Annotated in this window: 3 protein-coding genes and 1 pseudogene; all 4 read right to left on the bottom strand. The window is 47.1% G+C overall.

The window, feature by feature from the left end; genetic code table 11:
• A partial coding sequence (locus tag VF500_RS08575) for a glycoside hydrolase family 2 protein (RefSeq protein WP_330859278.1) occupies positions 1 to 1,689 on the bottom strand: 1,689 nt, incomplete at its 3' end.
• 8 nt (positions 1,690 to 1,697) lie between these two features.
• Positions 1,698 to 3,110: a sialate O-acetylesterase gene (locus VF500_RS08570; protein WP_330859277.1), complete on the bottom strand. Its 1,413-nt coding sequence runs from the start codon at positions 3,108 to 3,110 to the stop codon at positions 1,698 to 1,700.
• Between the two features lie 44 nt (positions 3,111 to 3,154).
• Positions 3,155 to 4,990: a six-hairpin glycosidase gene (locus VF500_RS08565; RefSeq protein ID WP_330859276.1), complete on the bottom strand. Its 1,836-nt coding sequence runs from the start codon at positions 4,988 to 4,990 to the stop codon at positions 3,155 to 3,157.
• Positions 4,983 to 5,554 (bottom strand): annotated as a pseudogene (locus VF500_RS08560) (arabinosidase); the annotation flags it as partial. The gene VF500_RS08565 and the pseudogene VF500_RS08560, both read right to left, overlap by 8 nt.

The following is a 5,554-nucleotide window of genomic DNA, read 5'->3' as shown; positions in this document are numbered from 1 at the left end:
TAAACGCAGTGTACCGTTAAATGCAGAAGTTATTTCACGCGGTTCGAGATATACCGGGCTCCAGATTTCTTTGATTGCATAATAGCTGCCTTCTTTTTCATGATAGGGGCCGATGATGCCGTCGGGGCCATGGTCGCCATCGCTGTCCAATTCTCCGTTTTTGTCGGTGCGAACCACAGCTTCATCTGCAAAATCCCAGATAAAACCACCCGCCGAGATAGGGGTATGCCACATCTGTTTCCAGAAATCATCCAGCCCCGCACCGCCGCCGCCATCATACAATCCGTGTAAAAACTCGGTCGGGAAAAATATATCGTGCCCGTTTATGCCGGTATTGGTACCGTAGTCGTAGTTAATATAATGTTGCGTATTTGTTCCGCGGAAGATACCCCAGGGATGGATCAGCGGGCGTTTTTGAATATCCAATTCGTCAAACCAATGATCAAGATTAAAGTTGAAGCCACCCTCGTTACCATTATCCCAGATCACAATGGATGGGTGATTGATGTCTTTTTCGATAAGCTCTTTAGTTAGTTTTGAACCTACCACATCATCATAAGCGTGGTGCCAGCCGGTGAGCTCGTCCAATACAAAAAGACCTAATGAGTCGCATACGTCCAGGAAATGATCATCGGGCGGGTAATGCGACATGCGCACCGCGTTCATGTTCATATCCTTCATCAGCTGCACATCTTCAACACTGATCTTTTTATTAAGCGCCCTGCCTGTGGTCGGCCAAAACGAATGACGGTTTACCCCTTTAAATTTGATCTTTGCATTGTTTACATAAATACCGTCATGCTCTCGTAATTCAACGGTGCGGAAGCCGATGCGTTGCTTCACCATGTGAACAGGCTTGCCATTCTCGTTCAGCGTAAACACCAGATGATACAGGTTAGGAAACTCGGGCGACCATAATTTTGGCGAAACAAGATGCGTACTGATATTGGCAACGGTATCGCCGGCATTAACCTTCACAGAAAACGGCGCGCCAAATTTTTGCCCGGCCAGCGTATAAACCTGCCCTGTTACTGTGCCGTTCTTTACTGATGTCAACCTGAGTTGTGCTTTTAAGTTGCCATTGGCCTTGGCATCAACGGCATAACAGCTAATGTGGGATTTTGGCGACGCCTCCAAAAACACAGGCCTGAAAATCCCGCCGAATACCCAAAAATCCCCTTTACGTTCGGCTGCGTTTACTGATGCATTTGCAGAATGTTTGGATACTGTTACTTCCAGCAGGTTCGGTTTGCCATAGTTAAGCAAAGCGCTCACATCATATTTGAAACGGTAAAATGCCCCCTGGTGAATTGCCCCGGCCGATTTGCCATTTAGCTTCACCTCGGTATCGGTCATGGAGCCATCAAAAACAATATTGATAGCCTTGCCCTGCCATGATACCGGCACCTTAAACTCGTATTTATAAAGCCCTTGTTCTTTACCCTTTAAACTATCCTTTGCAAGCCCGTAATTGTATTTGCCAAAGCCCTGAAACTCCCAGTTTGATGGCACCGGGATAGTTGTCCATTTACCGGAGTTATTCCCTCCGGTGCAGAAAAACTGCCAGTTTACGGTATGGTCGCTCCCTGTACCCGACAGGAATAGCTTTTGCGTTTCCTGGGCATGGGCTGTTAACCCGCTTATCACAAACAGCAAAACAATCCATATTTTAAAGCAGGCAGATCTCATTAGTATATTTAGTTAGCAGTTAAGGTAAATTTCAAAGGGTTATCTGTGCGGAAGGGGGCAGCGGGCAAGCCATCTTTGTTATAAAAATTGGGCTGTGCGGTTTCCGACCAGGCAAAACGCACGGCTACAGGCTTGGCAACAGATGCGGCAGATACTTCAACCGTATTGCCTTTTATTGTAGCATCGGCGGTGACAAAGTTCTCATCAGTACCGGCAATGGTGAAATCAGTAAGCGGCTTATCATCATGGCTTACCAATCCAACACCAACGTGATCAAACTCCAGGATGACCTTATTGCCGCTTATTTTCATGCTTTTATACACCGGGCCCGAAAAAACTACAGGTTGCTTGTAGGTATTTGCCAAGGCCTGTAGTTCTAAACGCCGGCCTATCTCCCATTTAAAGGGTGGATGGATGTTTTTTAGATCATCATTAAGATCTGTGGTGATGATCATGCCGGTATGTGGGATCTGCAAGGCAGTGGTTTGCGCTTCGCGCAATTCAGGTTCGGTAAATGGCGTGTAGGTTACCGGGCCTTTTCCCAGGGTATAGTAATACGGCGCTATCTGCACATAATAAAATGGCAGCGTTTTATCGCCCCAAAGCTTACGCCAGTTGTTGATCAGCGCCTCCATTTTATAGGTGTAGCTGATGGTTTCACCTAAAAAACAGCCACTTTCGCCCTGGTACCATAAAAAACCTTTCAGCGCAAAGGGCGCAACAGGTTCAATCATTTTGGCATAAAACTTACCGGGATCACCGTCGATCTTGATATTGTTCGCCTTGAAATACGGAATAGCATCAAAGCCCTCCTGCGATACCCAGGGCTCGATACGGCTGCCACTTACTGCCGATGAAATAATACCCACGGGTACTTTAAGATCGGCCTGCAGGTTTTTAGCGAAGAAGTACCCCGCAGCCGAAAAAGCCCTCAAAGCGGAATCTTCAGCAACACTCCATCCCGAATGGGTTGAATCGGGCTTTAACAGGTTTTTCTGCGTAGTAAGGAAAATCCTGATCCGTGGGTTATGCGCGCGGTCCAATTCATCAACAGGTGAATTTACGGTGCTGGTATCAGGCTTTTTCACTTTACTGTTCTTGCGCATTTCGTACTGCATGTTAGATTGACCAGAACAGAGCCACACCTCTCCTACCAAAATATTTTCCAGCTTGATCGTATTCGTACCAGATATCGTTAATGTTGACGGTTTGGCGGATGCCGGCATGGCATCAAGTTTTACTATCCACTTGCCAGATGCATCGGCAGTAGTTGTTTTTATTTGTTTATTGAACTTTACAGTTACCTTTTCGCCAGCAGATGCGGTGCCCCAAACGGGTACGGGAGCATTGCGCTGCAATACCATATTGTTGCCCAATATTTTAGGCAAAACCACCTGCGCCCGGGCAATTCCGGAGCTCAACAGGCAGATCGTCAACCAACAATATTTTATGAGGCGCAGCATTATTAGTAATTACTTGTTTTAAATGATTTGATATAGAAAACGGCTTGCTTTGCGGCTTCCCCGGCGTTTGGCCGGTCGAAATCCTGATCGGTTGGTGTATCTGCATCCGGAAACCTTCTGATATCTCCGGTACGGAATACCACCCGGTTTACACTCAGCACCGGCGCGAAAAACAGGCCGGTAAGCACATCCTTGCCGTTTACATTCACGGTGTAAAAGCGGGTATCGGTATTCAGCTTGATCACTATATGATACTGAGTCCCGGCTTCATACTTCATGAAGTTTTTATTGCGATACCCGGCTTTGGTCCTGAATTGCCCTGCCGAATCAAGCGTAAGCCTGATGGCAGCGGTACCTTTTTCGTCCTGAAATTCGATATCCAGCATACCAGTGTTGTTTTGCCCGGCGGTGATGGTAAAATCGGTCATTAATTTTTTGGAGACTGGCACAACGCGTTCGGCTTTGGCAAAATCAAAAGGGTCGCTGTCTTTCAGGGTGAGGGCGCGTTCACCATTGGCGTCTTTATCGATACCTGCGGGTGCCCATTGCGGGCTGTAGGTGTTCCATTTCTCCAATTCTTTGCCGGCAGGCAGTTCATTAAAAACCTCACTGGCATGTGCATCCGCTTTTTCGGTGACCGGTACCGGGATCGACGATACCCAGATATCCTCTTTGTTCATGCTGTAGGTTACCCAAAGTTTGCCATCCGGCGGGATACCGTTCCCTTCTTCGATACCGCGCGTATATTGCGGACCGTAGGATTTATAGGCACCGCCATAACGCATGGTGCTGATCTCGCCATTAACCAGCAGCAGGTTAGTGTAATCCAATCCATCTTTACTTACTGACAAAGCCAGCGGCCAGCGAAATTCTGAAGGGTTATATACCGTAGCATACTTACCATCGGATGTGCGCTGCCCCCAGATCTTGGCGTTGGCAGTTACAAAACGTGGTGCGCGGGCGGCATTGGTGGGCCATGTTTTGCCGTTATCGGTACTGATAGCTGTAAGCGCGTATTTCCATAAACCAACAACGCGGCCATCGGGCAGGTGATAAAAGTTGAACGCCTTATAATCCTTATGCAGCGGGATCAAGGGGTCTTTTTTATCCGTTTCTTCGACCCACTGCATCATCATCAGCGGGTTGGCCATTAGCTCATCGCAAGCCTGTACAAAGCCTTTGTCCTTACTGGTTTTATAAAAAGGATATGAGGTATTCTTTTCGTTCCATTTTGGGTTATAGTGGATAAAATATACCGACCCGAATTTGCCATTCGGCAAAACCTCGCGCACTACGCGACCAATACCCAATCCGTCATTTGGGTCATCATGACCATCTAAACAAATACCATAAAAACCCAGTACCAGCAGCCGTTTTGATTTGGCAGTATAAAAACCCATCCGCTGGTGCATCACCGAATACAGGTCTTTCGCCACGCCGGGGTGCCCCTCTTTAGTAGTACCATCAGGTATTTTATACTGAGGAAAAACCACTGTTGGCTTCGACCAGGCTTCGCCATCTTTTGAGGTCATGAGCAGGGTTTGTCCCGGCGGCACGCTTTCGCCTACCTTATCGCTCAGGTATTCTACATAAAATGTATTGTTCCAATAAGCCAGCATGGGCGCATGGTTGTAGGTAAAACCAAAGCCATCGGCCAGTTCAGGATGTTCACGATTGGCCCGGAAGATCTGTTTGCTGTGCACACCGATTACCGGGGTTAACTGCCCGTGATGATAATCGACATTGGCAACCGTATTACCGCTATAATGCACGGTATCCTGTGCATTGACGCTACAGGCCATCGATGTAAAAAACAATATGATGATGAACTTATTCATGTTTAGCTCCTTGGGTTTGCCCGGCCGCCTGTAAAAGCTGCGCAAGCTGTTTTTTGGTGACTTTAAATATGGTACCGTGCTTGTGCCCTACGGGTACGCTTACGCTATCGGCCAGGTCGGTAAAAGTTTTAAAGTCGGTTGTGCGCATAGCGCCGTATCTTTTTAAACGGTACGAATCATAATAGATGAGCCAGTTATCGCCTGCTTTGGTCATGCTCGGGCCTTCGCTGTAGGGTTCGGTAAACCTCGGCGTATAGTTACTATAAGGCCCTAAAGGATTGTTGCTGAAGGCCACAAGGATATTGCGGTTTGGCCGGGTGTTATCCTTCATTACCAGCACGTAATCATTTTTTGCCCGCTTTACGATCTCTGCATCAATCACACTAAAACCCGGATCAAGGAAAAGCTTTGAGGGACTGAAAGTTTTAAAATCTTTAGTAGTAGTGTAGTACAGGCGATGGTTATTGTTCTCATCTTCCTGCCCCTTCGGAAAACGAAAAGGTACAGTAGAAGCCCAAACGATGATAAAATAGTTATTTTCATCATCATAAAATAACTCCGGTG

The organism is Mucilaginibacter sp. (assembly GCF_036383575.1).
Lineage (GTDB): Bacteria > Bacteroidota > Bacteroidia > Sphingobacteriales > Sphingobacteriaceae > Mucilaginibacter.
The sequence above is the reverse complement of the archived record's forward strand: the minus strand, read 5'-3'. Positions and strand labels throughout refer to the sequence as shown.

Excerpts from the sequence above, each read along its gene's own strand:
- VF500_RS08565 (WP_330859276.1), bottom strand. The coding sequence starts at position 4,990 with ATGAATAAGTTCATCATCATATTGTTTTTTACATCGATGGCCTGTAGC.